General features: G+C 41.5%; 17 protein-coding genes. 8 read left to right on the forward strand and 9 right to left on the reverse strand.

Features of this window, described 5'->3' with window-relative positions:
- Window positions 1-119: 119 nt before the first annotated feature.
- The 3 genes from AB986_RS12095 to dsdA all read left to right on the forward strand — a co-directional run bounded on the left by AB986_RS12095 (window position 120) and on the right by dsdA (window position 4,052).
- Window positions 120-788, forward strand: coding sequence for a hypothetical protein (locus AB986_RS12095; RefSeq protein ID WP_048311401.1), 669 nt, complete (start codon window positions 120-122; stop codon window positions 786-788).
- Between the two features lie 97 nt (window positions 789-885).
- Entirely contained in the window at window positions 886-2,706 is a 1,821-nt protein-coding gene (locus AB986_RS21185) for a cell wall-binding repeat-containing protein (protein WP_053216157.1), read from the forward strand.
- A 62-nt stretch (window positions 2,707-2,768) separates the two neighbouring features.
- Window positions 2,769-4,052: a D-serine ammonia-lyase gene (gene dsdA / locus AB986_RS12105; protein ID WP_048311402.1), complete on the forward strand. Its 1,284-nt coding sequence runs from the start codon at window positions 2,769-2,771 to the stop codon at window positions 4,050-4,052.
- Between the two features lie 105 nt (window positions 4,053-4,157).
- On the opposite strand, the gene AB986_RS12110 is transcribed toward dsdA, so the two are convergent.
- Entirely contained in the window at window positions 4,158-5,168 is a 1,011-nt protein-coding gene (locus tag AB986_RS12110; protein WP_084006540.1) for a peptidoglycan recognition protein family protein, read from the reverse strand.
- A gap of 301 nt (window positions 5,169-5,469) precedes the next feature.
- On the opposite strand from AB986_RS12110, the gene AB986_RS12115 reads away from it, so the two are divergent.
- From AB986_RS12115 to amyS, 5 genes are all read left to right on the forward strand, one after another.
- Window positions 5,470-7,305 (forward strand): CocE/NonD family hydrolase, encoded by a 1,836-nt coding sequence (locus AB986_RS12115; protein WP_053216158.1) that lies wholly within the window; start codon window positions 5,470-5,472, stop codon window positions 7,303-7,305.
- A 199-nt stretch (window positions 7,306-7,504) separates the two neighbouring features.
- Window positions 7,505-7,804 (forward strand): hypothetical protein, encoded by a 300-nt coding sequence (locus AB986_RS12120; protein ID WP_048311403.1) that lies wholly within the window; start codon window positions 7,505-7,507, stop codon window positions 7,802-7,804.
- Window positions 7,805-7,950: 146 nt separating this feature from the next.
- Complete coding sequence (locus tag AB986_RS12125; RefSeq protein WP_084006541.1) at window positions 7,951-9,228, forward strand: DUF2254 domain-containing protein; 1,278 nt, start codon at window positions 7,951-7,953, stop codon at window positions 9,226-9,228.
- 69 nt (window positions 9,229-9,297) lie between these two features.
- On the forward strand, window positions 9,298-9,705 hold the full coding sequence (locus AB986_RS12130) for a nucleoside 2-deoxyribosyltransferase (RefSeq protein WP_048311404.1): 408 nt from the start codon (window positions 9,298-9,300) through the stop codon (window positions 9,703-9,705).
- Between the two features lie 230 nt (window positions 9,706-9,935).
- Window positions 9,936-11,459: an alpha-amylase gene (amyS, locus tag AB986_RS12135; RefSeq protein ID WP_407921926.1), complete on the forward strand. Its 1,524-nt coding sequence runs from the start codon at window positions 9,936-9,938 to the stop codon at window positions 11,457-11,459.
- Window positions 11,460-11,671: 212 nt separating this feature from the next.
- On the opposite strand, the gene gvpU is transcribed toward amyS, so the two are convergent.
- Genes gvpU through AB986_RS12175 form a run of 8 tightly spaced genes read right to left on the reverse strand, consistent with a single transcriptional unit; the run spans window position 11,672 to window position 15,716 of the window.
- A complete protein-coding gene (gene gvpU, locus AB986_RS12140) occupies window positions 11,672-12,064 on the reverse strand; it encodes a gas vesicle accessory protein GvpU (RefSeq protein ID WP_048311405.1) in 393 nt (130 codons plus the stop codon).
- A 28-nt stretch (window positions 12,065-12,092) separates the two neighbouring features.
- Window positions 12,093-12,959, reverse strand: a complete 867-nt coding sequence (gvpT, locus tag AB986_RS22635) for a YtxH domain-containing protein (RefSeq protein ID WP_048311406.1) — start codon at window positions 12,957-12,959, stop codon at window positions 12,093-12,095.
- 18 nt (window positions 12,960-12,977) lie between these two features.
- The gene (locus tag AB986_RS12150; protein ID WP_048311407.1) at window positions 12,978-13,304 is read right to left on the reverse strand and encodes a gas vesicle protein; all 327 of its coding nucleotides are present in this window, start codon (window positions 13,302-13,304) and stop codon (window positions 12,978-12,980) included.
- Between the two features lie 27 nt (window positions 13,305-13,331).
- Entirely contained in the window at window positions 13,332-13,616 is a 285-nt protein-coding gene (locus tag AB986_RS12155; protein ID WP_048311408.1) for a gas vesicle protein K, read from the reverse strand.
- Window positions 13,582-13,857: a gas vesicle protein gene (locus tag AB986_RS12160; RefSeq protein WP_048311409.1), complete on the reverse strand. Its 276-nt coding sequence runs from the start codon at window positions 13,855-13,857 to the stop codon at window positions 13,582-13,584. Before AB986_RS12160 ends, AB986_RS12155 begins: the two co-directional genes overlap by 35 nt.
- A gap of 20 nt (window positions 13,858-13,877) precedes the next feature.
- Window positions 13,878-14,684 carry a GvpL/GvpF family gas vesicle protein gene (locus AB986_RS12165; protein ID WP_048312838.1) on the reverse strand — a complete coding sequence of 269 codons (807 nt, stop codon included), beginning with the start codon at window positions 14,682-14,684 and terminating at the stop codon, window positions 13,878-13,880.
- A 4-nt stretch (window positions 14,685-14,688) separates the two neighbouring features.
- A complete protein-coding gene (locus AB986_RS12170; protein WP_048311410.1) occupies window positions 14,689-14,949 on the reverse strand; it encodes a gas vesicle protein GvpG in 261 nt (86 codons plus the stop codon).
- Window positions 14,949-15,716 carry a GvpL/GvpF family gas vesicle protein gene (locus AB986_RS12175; RefSeq protein ID WP_048311411.1) on the reverse strand — a complete coding sequence of 256 codons (768 nt, stop codon included), beginning with the start codon at window positions 15,714-15,716 and terminating at the stop codon, window positions 14,949-14,951. The genes AB986_RS12170 and AB986_RS12175 overlap by 1 nt, the downstream gene beginning before the upstream one ends.
- Window positions 15,717-15,719 lie beyond the last annotated feature (3 nt).

Genomic DNA, 15,719 nt, shown 5'->3' on the forward strand with positions numbered 1-15,719 from the left:
AAGACAAAACCACTTAAATGTCCGTCTCCGACGGACATTTTTTTGTGTTTGTTTAGTGCATTAATGCAGTGGGGGTCAGGTACCTCTCTGACCCCCGCTAACTAAAGGGGGAGTACATAATGTTCAATTTGTTTCTCATTCTTCACATCACAGCAGGGTTTAGCGCCCTTCTCACGTTCTGGTTACCGCTTGTCCTAAAAAAAGGCGGCAATTGGCACATTCGAATCAGTTGGTTCTTTGTTGTCATGATGGGCATTGTCAGCATCACGGCAACAGGAATGGCATTCATTCGCATCTTCATTCAACCAGATACTTCACCTGAGCGATTCTCATTCTCTATCTTCCTCTTATTTATTTCTGTACTAAGCGCCTCTACAGCGTACTATGGGCTACGCGTCTTGCGATTTAAGCGTAAATCCGATCGTCATCGACACCTTGGTGATCTTGCTTTCTCAAGCCTGTTGTTTCTAGCAGGACTCTCCTGTTCAATCTATGGTTTCAGCTCTGGAAACACGCTCATTTCGTTCTTTCCCTTTTTAGGAATCTTTCTAGGACTTGGTCAGCTAGCCTACTGGCTCCGCCCCATGCCTGTTAGAAATAGCTGGCTGCTCGAGCATATCCAGGGGATGATTGCGTGTTCGATCTCTACTGTTACAGCCTTTACGGTTTTCGGAGCACCTCGTTTACTAGGTGGAGGGTTTCGTAGTTTTTATCTGTGGATATTGCCTACGATTGTACTTGTACCATTTATTTTTTATTTTAGTAGGAAATATCGTATCACAAAGTAATCATTTTTCTGATAGAAATTGGAATTTCGATAAGCAAATGCTAGAATGATAGAGGATACCAAAATGGAAAATGGTAGTAATTATTAAGGGGGAAAATATGAAAAAAAGAATTAGTAGATTATTGGTAGGAGCTTTATTTCTATCGCTTTTGGTGCCTTCGTTTGCACATGCGGAAGCAAAGGATACTGTCACTTACAATGATATCAACAGAATGTTAACTGAAAGTGCGTTGGAACATAACATTCCACCCGAGATTGCTAAGGCTGTCGCATTTCAAGAGAACGGATGGAAGCAATGGTCGGATGATGCGCAAACCGAACCGATTATCAATATTACTGATGGTGGTATTGGATTAATGCAAGTGACAAGCAATGTGTGTGATGAAGGCAATACAAAGAACTGTTATGACCCTGACAGACTTGGGGATGACATTCAATATAACATCGATGCTGGTTTGGAAATTTTAAATGAAAAATGGAGTTATGGAGATCAAGGAATTATTCCGACAATCAATACAAATGATCGAGACATTCTCGAACACTGGTACTTTGCAGTGATGGCATATAACGGAACTGTGCCGGTAAACAGTCCTTATTTCCGAGATGCAAAAGATGGAACACGTAATCTAGACACTTATCAAGATGAAGTATTCAATAAAGTTGAGCAGCGTAATTATTTTTCCGTGAACCTTGATGCTATTGAATTTCAAAGAAGTGACTTTACTTACGATAAGAAAAAAGACGAACCGATCACGTTTAATAAAATGCATTACACTGTTAACTCTGAATTAACACGTTCGAGAACTTTATTAGAAGAAGGCGACAAAGTTGCAACTGTTGCTGGTAAGCTTTTGAAGAAAGAACCAAGCTCAGAAAACGGAGTTAATGTGAAACAGTCTCAGGTTGCTACTGTGTTGAGTAGTGAATTTCATATTGATGAAACGAAGAACCAGGGTAAAATTCCATACGACCATTGGGTTCGCTATCACGTAGAGCTTGAAGATGGAACAAGAGGATATATGGCTTCAAGCAGTCTAATCCCAATAACCCAACGCCTTTCAGGTGATAACAGGTATAAAACAGCAATCGAAATTTCCAAAGACGGCTGGCAGGATGGTGCTGACACAGTTGTCCTTAGCAGAGGCTATGAATTCCCAGATGCGTTAGCTGGTGCACCTCTTGCTTATCAGCTGGACGCTCCAATTCTTCTAACTGATGATAAGATTCTTACGAAAGAAACAGCGGATGAAATTAAAAGACTCGGCGCCAAAAAGGTTATTATTCTTGGTAGCAACAATGCTGTCAGACCTGCAGTGGAAAAAGAGCTAATCAATAAAGGTCTTAAAACCGAGCGAATTGGTGGAGAAGATCGCTTTGAAACCGCTCAGCTTATCGCAAAAAAACTTGATTCGTCTAGTGATAAAGCAGTTGTCGCTTATGGTTATAACTTTCCTGATGCTTTAGCCGTCGCACCGTATGCAGCTAAGGAAGGGATGCCGATCCTTCTTACACGTGACAATAAGCTACCTGATTACACAAAAGAAGCATTAGCTGACACCAAAGAAACGATCGTTGTTGGTGGCGATGACGTGGTGCAAAAAAATGTGTACGATCAACTTCCTGGTCATAAACGTCTTGCTGGAGACGACCGATATGAGACAGCCGCTGAAATTATCGGATATTTCGATGACAAAGCACAAACAGGTTATGTTGCTACTGGCGTGAATTTTGCTGATGCACTAACAGGTGCGGTTCTAGCTGCGAAGAATGATTCACCACTGTTATTAGCGAAAAAAGATCAACTCTCTCCTTTCATGGAAGCTACCATTACAGATTTGCAAACAGAACAATTTGTACTTCTCGGTGGACCTGATGTGGTGAGTGTAGAAGACAGACTTGCAAAGCTTACGATAAAATAAAGAAAACGAACCCTCTGACTTGATTCAGAGGGTTTTGCTTTAGCATGAAAGGAGTGAGGTGAATGATAGTATTAGGAAAATCGATTGAAAAGTGGATTCAAGACTACCCTCTTATAAGGGATTTGGTACACCTAAAAGAAGTCGTCTGGGAAAATCCTGTTAAAGGAAGTCAATCGCAAAGCGAACTTTCATACAACGACATCCTTGAAGCCGAAGAACGCTTTAAACGCTTCGGTCCCTACTTCAAAAAAGTATTCCCGGAAACGAACGGAATCATTGAATCGCCAATTTCAGAAATCAATACGATGAAAGCAAAACTTGAGGAAGAATACGACACACAAATTCCTGGACGGCTGCTCTTAAAACGCGACGATCGCTTGCCGATTGCAGGCAGTATTAAGGCACGTGGTGGAATTTACGAAGTAATCAAGCATGCCGAGAAGCTTGCTTTAGGGCATGCCATACTTAAAAAAGATGACGATTACGCCATCCTAGCTGATAAAAAATTTACCGAGTTCTTTTCAGCTTTCCACATTACAGTTGGTTCAACTGGGAATCTTGGCTTAAGCATTGGCATCATGTCAGCTAAGCTAGGTTTTAACGTGACGGTACACATGTCGAGCGACGCTAAGCAGTGGAAAAAAGATCTTCTTCGCCAAAAGGGCGTGAACGTCGTTGAACATAAAGCTGACTATAGTGTTGCGGTGGAACAGGGCCGAAAGCAGTGTGAGAAAAAACTGACGTGTCATTTTATTGATGACGAGAATTCGAACGATCTTTTTATTGGCTATGCCGTTGCGGCACTTCGTTTAAAAAAGCAATTAGATGAGATGAAAATCAAGGTCGATGTGGAGAATCCATTGAGCGTTTACCTCCCTTGTGGCGTAGGTGGAGGGCCAGGCGGAATCGCCTTTGGACTTCATCATGTATTTGGCGAACATGTTCACTGCTATTTCGCAGAGCCAACGCATTCTCCTTCGATGTTACTTGGGTTAATGACGGGTCAACATGACAAGATTTCTGTTCAAGACTTCGGCATCGATAACCTCACCGCTGCAGATGGGCTTGCAGTGGGAAGACCTTCTGGCTTTGTGGGTCGTGAGGTTGAGTCTATTATCGACGGCATCTACACAATCGATGACCAACGACTCTACGACATGCTCCGATGGATTTATAACACCGAACGAATTAAGCTCGAACCGTCTGCATTAGCCGGGATGATCGGACCTGTAGTGACTAAAGATCATTTGGAGAGTAAGAGCGGCACGCATCTTGTTTGGGCAACGGGAGGTAAGCTTGTCCCGCAGGAAGTGTGGATAGAGGATTATTTAAAAGGGAGTCAGTGAGTAAAAAATAGTAGAAGGGGGGTCAGGCGCGCGCCTGACCCCCCTAAAAGACAAAATAGCCAAAAAGTCCACAATCGGAGGACACCCTATCTTCAATGACCTCCATTATTGCATTGACGCTAGAATCTCCTTCATTTTTTGCGACACTAATGGATAAAAGTTTTTTTCGGCACTTTGTGTGGAATTCCCTCCAAAAAACCCTGTTCCAGGACAAGTTTTAACAGCATGTCCTTCACCGTTATCCAACACTCTTTCCCCAGAGTTTATATCCCACCAATGATGGTAAGTGATGCTTTCTATTGAAGGAGTTAAGCCAAATTTTAAACTCAGCAATGCGGTGATTGTTACGATGGTTTCCCTTTGTTCATCCGTCATTTGATTATGACCTGCATCAAAGTCACCGAGATTTTCAATAGCTAAAGAATCTGACTCAATTTTCTCCATTGCAGTTTTGTTATGTAGACCAAATGAACCTTCAGGAGGCGTATTAATCGGTCTACCTACTGCTACTTTCCCATCTGGGAACGTGGTTAAATGCTGACTGATGTTACTCCATCCCATCCCGTTAATATGATAATTCTCCATTCCCTTCATCAATGAAAAATGATTGTTACCGTTGAATTGCGTGTACGAAGGTGAATATGTGTGATGTTGTTGGATTTTTCCAATCCTCCTAGAGAATTGATGATTAAATAGCCAATCTTTAAATTCTTCCCTAGTCATCAGGACATATTGTCCTTGCATGGCAAGCTTCTTCGGAGGGATTTTTATTTTTTGCCCGATATAAATCATGTTTGAGGTAAGTCCATTTATTCCTTTTATCGACTGAACTGACGAGTTGAATGCTTGCGAAAGCTTCCAAAGTGTATCACCAGAAACAACTTCATACATGACCGGAACTCTTAATTTCTGACCAACGAAAATTAAATCCGACTGCAAACCGTTAATAAGCTTCAGGTCTTTCACTGTAGTCCCATAGATCTTTGAAATCTTCCATAAATAATCTCCGGATTTTACTTCATATATGTTTCTTGGATTATTAGTTGCATGAACAGTTGATAAATTCATTTGGATAAAGAAGATAAATAATAGTAGAAACACCACATATTTTTTCATTTCTCAAACCCTTCCGTTTTGATAGAACTAAAAACCCTGTTTTTTATCGTTTGTTTAACGATTAAGGATTATTCTTTAAGTAATGGGGTCAGGCGCGAGCCTGACCCCACTAAAAGACAAAACCAAAGAAGTGTCCGTCACAGACGGACACTTCTTTCTTCAATACTTTCCAACCAACCTTACTGCGCACCACACATTACATCCTTTGGCGTATAGACAATAGTAACATCACTCTATTTATTAATGGCTCAACGGTTAGTACCATTAATGTAAGAGTTTACAAAAATAGGGAGGTCATATTATGTCGTGGAAAAAGGTTCGGCTCAGTATATTCTTTTTCATCATATTGAGTATGGTTATTGCCCCAGCGCTAGTACAGGCATCCTCCAGTGGAAAATCAAAGAGTTCTTCGAAAGCAGCTAGCGAAACAACTCAATCTTGGGATGAGGAGAGCTATGATCGGCCAGAGGATTACTCGACCTACATCACAGAGAAAGATGTTTTTATTACGATGCAAGATGGTGTCATTTTAGCAGCTGATGTTCATCGTCCAGATGGACCAGGGCCGTTTCCAGTCATTCTAACGCAGACGCCATACAACAAAAATCAGGATAACAAAGAAAACCACAATGACTATTTTATTAAGCGAGGCTATGCTCATGTGGTTGTAGACGTGCGTGGGACAGGTTCTTCTCAAGGAGCGTGGGATTCTTTTGGTATCGCAGAACAGAGTGATGGAAAAGAGCTTGTCGAATGGGCAGCTAAGCAATCCTGGAGTAGTGGAAAAGTTGGGCTGTACGGTTCATCTTATCGTGCAATCAATCAACTTCTCACTGCAGCAAAGCAGCCTGAAGGTTTAGAAGCTATTTTCCCAATCGTGCCAATGGCTGACGTCTATCGAGACATAACGATGTCAGGTGGTATGGTGAATACAGGTTTTATCCCACTCTGGTTAGGACTAGTAACAAGTAGCGGCCTTCTTCCACCAACGTATACGATGTCAGAGCCAATTCTGGCAAGTAGTGTTCTCATTAACCACGCAGGGCAAACAACCGGGTATCCAACTAGTACGCTTAGCTCAGCCATTACGGGTGGGGATTTTGCTTATGATGGTCCTGCTGCACATCTACGCTCGCCAATTTACGTTGCTGATCAAATTCAAGTACCAACTTTTTTTACAGGCGGCTTGCATGATCTTTTTCAGCGAGGCACTCCACTTCTTTACGAGAAATTGAAAGACAAGGGTGTAACGACGAAACTCTTAATGGGAAACTGGACGCACGGAGATTATGGCAGTGGTTTGCCTGCTGATAACGTTCCTCCACTAGATCAAATCGCTTTAAGGTGGTTTGACGAATATTTGATGGGGATTGATGGTACGAAAAATAATCAAATTCCTGATGTGACACAATATGTTCTTGGTGAAGATAAATTTCAAGTACAACCAAGTTGGCCACATGCACAAGCGACGGCTGAAAGATTTTATCTTCGCTCTGGCAAGATGCTAACAAAAGAAACACCTTCAACACTTGAATCTTCTTCATCAATGGCACAACAGCCATTTAACGGCATATGTTCTGGTAGTACAAATCAATGGACTGCTGGAATCCCAAGTGCGCTACCATGTACAAAAGACAATCGCATAACAGAAACAACAGAACTCACCTATACAACTGCACCAGTAAACAGCGACTTGCATATCTCAGGTCCAATTGCAGCGAAAGTCTATGCAAGTACAACAGCGAAAGAGTTAGCTCTTTCCGTACGTTTAACAGACGTTGCCCCTGACGGAAGCTCTAGTGAAATAACTGCCGGCTGGCTCGCTGCATCGCATCGAGCCGTCGATGAAACGAAAAGTCGTTTTCTAAATGAAGAAAACATCCAGCCATGGCACCCTTTTACAAAAGAAGCTGTTCAAAAAGTGACACCAAATGAAGTGATGGAGTTAAACGTAGAAATCTTCCCCACAAATGTTGTCATTAAAGAAGGACACAAACTGCGTGTCGCAATCGGTCCAAGTGACTTCCCGCATGCTGTGTCTCCAGCACCACAACAACTGAACCAGTTAGGTGGTATCGCAACGATAATGAATACGAAAGAATATCCATCATCTATTGTTATACCGGCTGTGCGGTAAAAGGAGAAGGGGGGGGTCAGGCGCGAGCCTGACCCCCCTAAAAGACAAAACATCCAAAAATAGGCGAAAAGTCCACAAACTGAGGACACTTCGTCTGTTTTTTTATTTTATTACCAAATGTTTGAAACAAAAGGCAGCCGCTGTTCGTATTTGATGTAAGAGTATCGGAAAATGAATAGCGTAGAAGGGTGGGTTTATAATGGAATTGATTGTAGAATTCCTCGGCTTTATAGGTGAGGTGTTTTTCATGTTTGGCGATGGTCCAGATGAACAGCGGATCGAAAAAAACATAGCGGCACTGATGGCATTTAGCTGGTTTGCAGAACTAAGGAAAAATCCTGAGTATGAAGAGTTAATCAGGAAGAATGACTCTGTCCGTTATGTCATAGGTAAGATGAGGATGAAGAGGATGAAGAACTCAACGATGTATGAAGAGAGGAAAGAGCGAAGGTTGATGAAAGAATTAGAAAAGCAGCTAGGGGGTCAGGTGCGAGCCTGACCCCCTTAAAAGACAAAAACGCTAATAAGTCCACAAAATAAGGACACTTCACCAAACGAAGATACGCAAATCTCTATGAACTACTCTATACTAGAATCATAGGCATGTTGTATAAAGGATGCCAAACTAGTAAGGGGAGATGTTAGTTGATAAAGAAGATTCTATTACACATTAAAGAGAGTATCTGGTTTATTCCTGGAACTTATTCTGTTCTATCATTTCTACTAGCTGTAGTAGTTATTTTAATTGATACAGTGTATTACGATGAGGTACAGAGATACATCCCTTCTTTTTTAACAACGACTGTTGATCTCGCCCAGACGACGCTTGCGTCTCTATCTGCTGCGCTATTAACGATGACAACGATTACGTTTTCTACAATCATGGTTGTCTTAACAACTTATTCCTCACAATTTTCACCAAGAACACTCAAGAACTTTACAACAAATCCAACGACGATGAGGGTGCTAGGAATCTTCATGGGCGGATTTGTATATTCGATACTATCGCTATTATTTATGCGAAAAGAACTGATCGACCATGAAGTGATATCCGCAACAGTAGGCGTAATTACTGCGTTTGTATGTCTTGCCTTTTTCGCTTTCTTTTTGCATAGAGTAGCAAGTTCCATTCAAGTTAGTAACTTAATAAAAGAATTAACAGACGAGTCGTTAGAAATGGTTCGTGAGGCAAAAGCTGCACTCGATGATGATCGCAATAAAGTCTCTGAAGTGAAGCCTCAATTTTCTTCAAGCTATGCATCTGTCGAAGAAGTCACCGCAACAAATTATGGTTATATAAAATTGATCGATTATGATGGACTTCTAACGCTCGCTATTAACAATGACTATGTGATTGAAGTGAGTGAACCAATTGGTAGCTTTGTTACACCAGAAAGTAAAATCCTTTCCATTTATCATAAAACCGAAGAAGTTACCGTCAATATTAACCAATTCATTACAGTTGGAGACGAGCGATCAAGCGTTCAAGACATCGATTTCGGTATTCAAAAGATGGTTGAAATTGCATTAAGAGCGATTTCTCCTGGAATCAATGATCCAAATACTGCGATCGGCTGTATCGATTATTTGAGAGTACCTTTAGTTGAAGCATATCAATTAGGGGGAGATTTTGTTACTTATTACGAAGACAACAAACCTCGTGTCATTGGCACTCAAAAAAATGTAGAGGAATTATTGTATTCTACTTTCTATCAAATCAGCTTCTATGGCCGAGAGGATATCTCGATTCTTCTTGCTATATTCGATACACTGATCTATATTTCCGAACATAGTAAAGATGATGTGAAAAAGGAAGTTCAAAAGATTAGTGAATACATTATGAATCGATTTGATCAAAATGGTCTAGACGTTTTGGATCGGAAACATGTCGATGCAAAACGCGCTAAGTTGTTATCGATTTAAAGCACTGGGGGTCAGGCCCGCACCTGTCCCCCTTCATTACACTAGTAAACCAAAAAAGGAGTAACAATCATGAAATTCTACGTCGCATCAGGCTTTCAAAACAAAGCAAAAGTACAGCAGTTTAGCGAGCAATTAAAGAAAGAGGGATACACTCAAACGTATGATTGGACTAAGAACGTAAGGGCATCAACTGAAGAAGAGCTTGAGGATATTGGAGAAAACGAACTAAAAGCTGTAAGAAATGCTGACTTTTTAGTCGTTCTTCTCCCAGGTGGCAAGGGGACTCATATTGAAATGGGCATCGCTCTCGGCCTCTCAATTCCGGTTTACCTGTACTCAGAAGGAGACTTTCCGGCAGCATCAGAATCAACTACTTTTTACTATACAACGAACGTGACTAGGTGCACCGGTAGCCTATCTGATTTACTCGATACGATTTTAATAAAGGAGAAAGATTCAGCCTGTTTAGAAAAATAAATAGGCTGGTCGACCACAATCCTTTAGTTTAATAGACAATATAACCGTGACTTTTAAACTAAGTCTATACACCTGACAATTCAGTTTAGTGTTCATAACAAGACAAAAGTCACCCCCTAATATGTGATGAAAGTCGATTGAGATGCACAAGTTGCACACGTAAACTTAAAAATGCAAACGCTTTCACATATTGAAATCAGGGGAGGGCTTTTTTGAAAAAGGGAAGAAGACTGTTATCGTTGATCGTTGCAACTGTCATGTTACTACCTATGTTTGGTCCGGGAATGACTGCCGAGGCTGCTTCAACAAATGGAACGATGATGCAATATTTTGAGTGGTACTTGCCGAATGATGGTGCGCATTGGAACCGTCTGAACAGTGACGCGCAGCATCTGAAAGATATTGGCGTAACGTCGGTTTGGATTCCACCTGCTCATAAAGGCACGCAGCAGAATGATGTTGGGTACGGAGCCTATGATTTGTATGATTTAGGTGAGTTTAATCAGAAAGGCACAGTCCGGACGAAATATGGGACAAAGAGTCAGCTGAAAAATGCAATAACGTCGCTTCATCAAAAGAACATCGACGTCTATGGTGATGTTGTTATGAATCATAAAGGTGGAGCGGATTACACGGAAACTGTAACAGCGGTTGAAGTGAACAGCAGCAATCGCAATCAAGTTGTCTCAGGAGAGTACCAGATTGAGGCGTGGACAGGTTTTAATTTTCCAGGAAGAGGAGATACATACTCGAGCTTTGATTGGAAATGGTATCACTTTGACGGAACGGACTGGGATCAGTCACGTAGTCTGAAGCGAATTTATCAGTTCAAAGGAACAGGTAAAGCGTGGGATTGGACTGTCTCATCTGAAAATGGCAACTACGATTACTTGATGTATGCCGATCTCGACTTTGAACATCCGGAAGTTGCAAGTGAGATGAAAAAGTGGGGCACTTGGTATGCGAACGAGTTGAACCTCGATGGCTTCCGACTTGATGCCGTGAAGCACATTAAGCATTCTTATCTCAGCGATTGGATTACATCCGTTCGACAGGATACAGGAAAAGAAATGTTCACAGTTGCGGAGTACTGGAAAAATGACCTTGGCGCGATTAACGATTACCTTCAAAAAACAAATTACACCCAATCGGTGTTCGACGTGCCGCTTCATTACAATTTCCATCAAGCATCAACGAGCAGTGGGTCTTATGACATGAGGAATCTCCTTAACGGGACAGTAATGGGGTCGAATCCAAGTAAAGCCGTTACAATCGTCGATAACCACGATTCGCAGCCAGGACAAGCACTTGAGTCTACAGTGCAATCATGGTTTAAGCCGCTCGCCTATGCGTTCATCTTAACAAGAGGGCAGGGTTATCCAAGCGTATTCTACGGTGATTACTATGGAACAAAAGGGAGCTCATCATATGAAATCCCAGCTCAACAGGCAAAGCTCGATCCATTGCTTGAAGCAAGAAAATCCTTTGCTTATGGAACGCAGCACGATTATTTAAATCACCAGGACATTATCGGCTGGACAAGAGAAGGCGACGCATCACATGTAAACTCTGGCCTAGCCACACTTATTACAGACGGACCTGGTGGATCGAAGTGGATGTACGTTGGCGTTCAAAACGCTGGCGAAACGTGGAATGACATAACAGGAAACAAATCCAACTCCGTTAAGATCAATAACGACGGATGGGGAGAATTCCATGTGAATGGCGGATCTGTTTCGGTCTATGTGGATTGATAATAACGGGGGTCAGGCACGTGCCTGATCCCACCAAAAGACAAAACAAACAAAAGTGTCCACCACAGGCGGACACTTTTGCACTTTATCATATGCATATAAACTCCTCGAGACCATATATACCAAGGGTTTGAAGGTTAAAACGTAGTGAGGGGGTCAGACTCGCACCTGACCCCGCTCACCTCCTGACCCCCACTCACCGCCCTAACTACCTATTTCGAATCACTTATTCTCCCAAGAAAAAACCCATCAATCTCACTGATCTTACCTCGCCATAGAATTTTTCCCTTTGAAGGAGTGGGCTTATTATCTCCTACGTACACTTTTGTGTTTTTTAAATGGATATAATTCGTTTCAGCACCGTTATTGTCTTCCAATGCCTGGCCAGCATTTGCGAATTGTTCACTTAGCTTCTCAGCAACATCGTTCCCAGCGCCAATGGAATCGCTCAGCGTATCGAAATATTCTTTTGCGGAGACGGTTGTTCCTGTGACGATGGCACCGTTGATATTTAATGTGATATCTAGGGAAAAGTCGTGTTTATTGGATGCTTGTGTGAAAAATTCTAGAATACTATCTTTTTGGGTAGTTGATTCAAAGCTCATTTTCACTTCTCCTTTCTAATCGATCTACTTAAGAAGATGTGTCATCGTTACTAGATAGAGTTGTGACTTTCTCCTTTTCGTCTTCTGTATTCGTATTGTCGTTTTTCTTAGAAGCGTTTTTGCGAGTTGTACGACGTTTCTTCTTGTTAGTGTTCTTCGGCTCACTATCATCGTCGTCTTCGTTCTCATCTTCAGTATCTTCTTCATCACTCGATTCATTATCTTTCAATTCTAGGTTTTCTTCGTCTTCATCGTCATCCTCATTCGTTGGCTCTGAAGCTTTCGAACTTTGTTTCTTTTTCTTTGAAGAAGAGACCTGCTCATCATCATCGTCCTCATCTTCACTTTCTTCTTCGTTTTCATTTCTAGTCGTTTTTTTCTTGGCGCGAGAGGAAGTAGGCTCTTCTTCGTCCTCATCCTCATCAGTACTTGCTTCGAAAGCGCGAGTCAGTCGATCGATTTTATCTTCAATTTGCTCGAGACGACTTTTTAGTTCTTCGTTTTCCTGTTGAAGTGAATCGTAGTCTTGCTCTTGATCGTCTTCAACCTCTGGATCTGCGGTAGCATTCTGCGAGCTTGCAGCGGTCTCAAGTTCCGTTTCATTGGCAGCTTCAGATTCCTGTTGCTTGTCCCTTTTAAATAGATTAGCAGTTGACGTTTTGATGGAATTACCGAAGTCTTTCCCTTTACTTTTGAGTTTCTCCTGATCGATTTTGGCGATCAGCTTTTTCCCGTTTTCAGGAGTGGCAAGGTAACCAACCGTCGCGCCAAGAATACTACCGGTAACCGTTCTTGTTAATGGACCGTTCATGCCGGATTTTGTTTGATTCGTGCTTTCATTCGTCGAATTCTTTTCCTCTGTTTGGTTCTCTACCGTCGTGTTTTGCTCTGTCATTTTAAATCCCTCCAGTTATTATTTTTCTGCCATGTTAAGGCGATTGTTTTCTAACATTTTCTCAACTGAATTTAATCGTTCTTGTAGTTGCTTGTTTTCTTGCTCGAGCGCTGCTGTTTTGTTATCTGCAGCTTTCGAACTAAGATATGGGTCATTTTCCCACCAGTCCATCCCAATTTCTTTTGCTTTGTCGACAGACGCGACAATTAGACGGATTTTAATGGTGAGAAGCTCGACGTCTGCTATGCCAACGGTAATATCGCCTGCTATGACAACACCTTTATCAAGCACTTTTTCTAACACATCTACAATGGTATTTGATTGAACCTGATGTTCAACAGCCATCCAAACGCCTCCTCTGGCTCGGCCGAATTAAAGTAAGCTCCCGAGTGGTCCAAGATCAATATTTAAATCCTCAGCATCAAGCCCAAAAACATCTTTTAATTCTTCCATCTTTTCTTCTAGATTCATTAACGCAACACCAAGGTTCTCAACTTGTTCGTCTGATAGTGTACCGCCTTCAACACGTCTCATGGCGTGGCGTTCGACGATTTGTCTCAAAAGCTCAACAACAGTCAGAACAAGCTGTGCTAATCCCTGTTCAGCTTTGTCAGGGTCAATATTAATTCTGCCATTTGTCTGGTTGGCCAGTTGCATTGATCAATGCCTCCCTTTCTTTGTCGAATTGATTGGATTGAAGTGTATGGCGAGTTCCTTGCTTATGTTGTACCAAGGTTTCGACTGACGAAATCAATACGCGTAAATCCAAATAGACGAGATCAACGTTTGCAATGGAGATAATTAAATCGGCTTTGATGGCAACACCTTTATCGAGAATGACATCCAATATATCGATAAGGGCGATGTCTTTGTTTTCAATAGACTCTCTGACTGTCATGGATCTTCATCCTCGCTTTATTAAGTAAAACTAGAAAAATGATAAGCTGGCCATGGACCTGACACTTCAAAATCCCATCCATCAATTCCGTAGGTTTCTTCATCGAGCTTAATTTCCTCGATAAACTCCTCGACATTAGGAGTAGGAAGGAGGAAGACGCTATTCCAAGCCATTTTTTCTTTCCGTCCCGTCACGTCTTTGCTCCAATTTTTCTTAATACTCCCAAACAGAGAGATCTTTTTTAACTTTTCATGGATTTCTTCACAAAAGAGATTCTTTTCATTCTCTAACTCCTGATTGATTAGCTCATCAATCTTTTTCTTCTCAAAAAATTGTCTTCCAGGAGGTAACTGACTTATTTCCTGCCTCTTCGCTTCAATTGAAGCATTGCTTTCACTCACTTTTTTCTTAAGCTGTTCATCATTGCAGTAGATTTTGAGATTCCATTCTTCATTGCCTTCCAACATCTTGAATGTTTCTTTCAGCTTTTCTTTATTGCTCTCAATTGTGTGTTTTAAGCTGTCTTCACTTTTATATAACGTGCAGAATTTTAACGGCACGATTGTATACTGTTTGGCTAGCTGCTGGACGGTTTCGTGATGATGAAAAGCCTTTTCCTGAAGCCATTCCATATCGTTATTAATCTTGTCGCTAATCGTTTCTTCAGAATAGTAATCGGAATCTAGTTCACAAACATAGGCTGTTACGTCGTTAAGAGATATAGAATAAATGACGCTATCGTGATCGAACCCTTTAATAGAAGGGAGGGGAGTAGTAGTAGCCTCATGACTAGGAACTAAACCGTATAAATAGAGGAGATTACTCATGTGTTCACCTTCCATCCTTTTTCGTAAGTTCTTCCCATTGCTCTAACTCTCGTCGTTTCGCGATTTCATAACGGATGAGCAGTTCTTCTTCTTTCTCCGTATAGGCTTCTTCAGGAATCTCGCCAAGCTCATACATCATTTGAAGCTGAATTAATTTCTGTTGAATGGTAGGAAGATCAAATAATTCTTTATCTGCCTCTTCTTTTATTTTCTCACCGACTTTTATGACTAAATCAAAAGGCGCGGTAACCAGTTTGTGAATCATTAGGCTTCTTCGACCTTTAAGTGAATGTTAACGAAATTATAGGCAGGCCATGGACCGGTGTAGCTGAAATCCACTTTGTCTTTCCATTTATCATGAGCCTCATTCACGAGCTGATCGAACTTCTCTTCATTTTCGCGATCAATAAGAAAAGCTGCGTTTAGTAACATTTTCTCTCCGAGCGGATCATTGGTTTTCGCTGCCTCAGATGTTTCCTCAAGCGGAGCGTAAATTTCCTCTTTAATATCCTTTTGAAGGGAAGCGAAGAACTTTTGAGCCAAACCTCCGAGTTGAATGCGTTCATAATAGCCTGCTGCTTGTGATTTCCCTTTAACAGACGCGGCCATCTTCTCGACTTCTGGGTTCTCATTCACCATCGATTCCAGCCATTCTTTCTTGCCAATAACCTTCAGACCAACTTCGATTTTTCCTTTAATATTAGGAAATAGCTTCTCGAACTGCGGATAGAGATTTTCTAGAAGAACCTTCACATCGTCACGGGATTTGAACGTATTCCCGAAACTGATTGGAATGACAGTATCTTTCTGACCCATTACGAAGGAAACGGCTTCCTGGTGCGTTAATAGGTTCTTTTTGTTAGGGTGATAGATTTTCATCGGAACTTCGGCTGCAACCATCGCTGCATCCTTATATCGAATCGTGAAAAGTTCTCTTTCCTCATCTTCAAGTTCGATTGTTCCAAACTGATCATCTTCATTTGTTTGGATGGCACAAAAGATATAAATACCCATTTCTTCGTTTTGACTCATGCT

Source organism: Guptibacillus hwajinpoensis, from assembly GCF_001039475.1.
GTDB classification, from domain to species: Bacteria; Bacillota; Bacilli; order Bacillales; family Guptibacillaceae; genus Guptibacillus; species Guptibacillus hwajinpoensis.